Source organism: Sphingomonas sanguinis (assembly GCF_001476905.1).
Lineage (GTDB): Bacteria > Pseudomonadota > Alphaproteobacteria > Sphingomonadales > Sphingomonadaceae > Sphingomonas > Sphingomonas sanguinis_B.
Genome location: NZ_LDTE01000128.1, coordinates 1 through 1,708, shown reverse-complemented (window position 1 = coordinate 1,708; position 1,708 = coordinate 1). Strand labels below are relative to the sequence as shown.

Below are 1,708 nucleotides of genomic sequence, written 5' to 3'. Positions count from 1 at the left end.
GCGGGAGGGGAGAGGATATACGGCCCGTCATCACGGGTGCGCAGAAAGAAGACCGATGCACATCAAGACCGAACAGGTGGAACGCCACACGCTGGCGGTGATCGTCGACAACGAACCGGGCATCCTCGCGCGGATCGCGGGGCTGTTCACCGCGCGTGGCTATAATATCGAGAGCCTGACCGTGTCGGAGATCACCGCCGACAAGGCGGTCAGCCGCATCACCATCGTCACCAGCGCCTCGCCGCCAGTGATGGAGCAGATCATCGCCCAGCTCGACCGGCTGGTCCCCGTCCACAAGGTCACCGACCTGACCGTGCTGGGCGACCATGTCGAGCGCGAGCTGGCGCTGGTGAAGGTGTCGGGCACCGGCGACCGCCGGATCGAGGCGCTGCGCCTCGCCGAAGTCTATCGCGCCCGCGTGGTCGACGCGACGATCTCCAGCTTCGTGTTCGAGGTCACCGGCGGCATCGCCAAGATCGACAAGTTCGTCGAGCTGATGGCCGAGGTCGGCCTGGTCGAGGTCGCCCGCACCGGCATCGCCGCCATTTCGCGCGGCGCCGAGGCGGCCTGAGCCCTAGAGTTTCCAGACTATCATGAGGCCCGACGGGCCCCGCCTATTTCGAAAGGGAAGTTGAAATGCGTGTCTATTACGATCGCGACGCCGATCTGAACCTGATCACCGACAAGAACATCGCCATCCTGGGTTACGGCTCGCAGGGCCATGCCCATGCGCAGAACCTGCGCGATTCGGGCGTCAAGAATGTCGCGATCGCGCTGCGCCCCGGTTCCGCCTCGGCCGCCAAGGCGGAAGCGGCGGGCTTCAAGGTCCTGTCGAACAAGGAAGCGGCCGCCTGGGCCGACATCCTGATGATCCTGGCCCCCGACGAGCATCAGGCCGCGATCTATGACGCCGACCTGAAGGGCAACCTGAAGCCCGGCGCCGCGCTCGCCTTCGCGCACGGCCTGAACGTGCATTTCGGCCTGATCGAGCCGCCCGCGGACATCGACGTCATCATGATCGCCCCCAAGGGCCCCGGCCACACCGTGCGCAGCGAATATGTCCGCGGCGGCGGCGTGCCCTGCCTGATCGCGATCCATCAGGACGCCAGCGGCAACGCGCATGACGTGGCGCTGGCCTATGCCAGCGGCGTCGGCGGCGGTCGCTCGGGCATCATCGAGACGAACTTCCGCGAAGAGTGCGAAACCGATCTGTTCGGCGAGCAGGCCGTGCTGTGCGGCGGCGCGACCGCGCTGGTCCAGGCGGGCTTCGAGACGCTGGTTGAGGCGGGCTATGCCCCCGAAATGGCCTATTTCGAGTGCCTGCACGAACTGAAGCTGATCGTCGACCTGATGTATGAGGGCGGCATCGCCAACATGCGCTACTCGATCTCGAACACCGCCGAATATGGCGACATCAAGACCGGCCCGCGCATCATCACCGAAGAGACCAAGAAGGAAATGAAGCGCGTCCTCGCCGACATCCAGTCGGGCCGCTTCGTGAAGGACTTCGTCCTCGACAACCGCGCCGGACAGCCCGAACTGAAGGCCAGCCGCATCGCCGCCAAGCGCCACCCGATCGAACAGGTTGGCAGCGAACTGCGCGCGATGATGCCGTGGATCGGCGCGAACAAGCTGGTGGACAAGGCGAAGAACTGATTTTCGCTGGGGGTGGGCTCGGTGAGACACCAGGCCCTCCCCCATCCCCTCC

General features: G+C 65.6%; 2 protein-coding genes. Both read left to right on the top strand.

Features of this window, described 5'->3' with window-relative positions; genetic code table 11:
• The first annotated feature begins 55 nt into the window (after positions 1–55).
• Entirely contained in the window at positions 56–571 is a 516-nt protein-coding gene (gene ilvN / locus SB4_RS16870) for an acetolactate synthase small subunit (protein ID WP_058753506.1), read from the top strand.
• A 65-nt stretch (positions 572–636) separates the two neighbouring features.
• The gene (gene ilvC, locus SB4_RS16865) at positions 637–1,656 is read left to right on the top strand and encodes a ketol-acid reductoisomerase (RefSeq protein WP_058716043.1); all 1,020 of its coding nucleotides are present in this window, start codon (positions 637–639) and stop codon (positions 1,654–1,656) included.
• The last annotated feature ends 52 nt before the right edge of the window (positions 1,657–1,708 follow it).

Coding starts and splice junctions, on each gene's coding strand:
- ilvN (WP_058753506.1), top strand. CDS start 56: ATGCACATCAAGACCGAACAGGTGGAACGCCACACGCTGGCGGTGATC.
- ilvC (WP_058716043.1), top strand. CDS start 637: ATGCGTGTCTATTACGATCGCGACGCCGATCTGAACCTGATCACCGAC.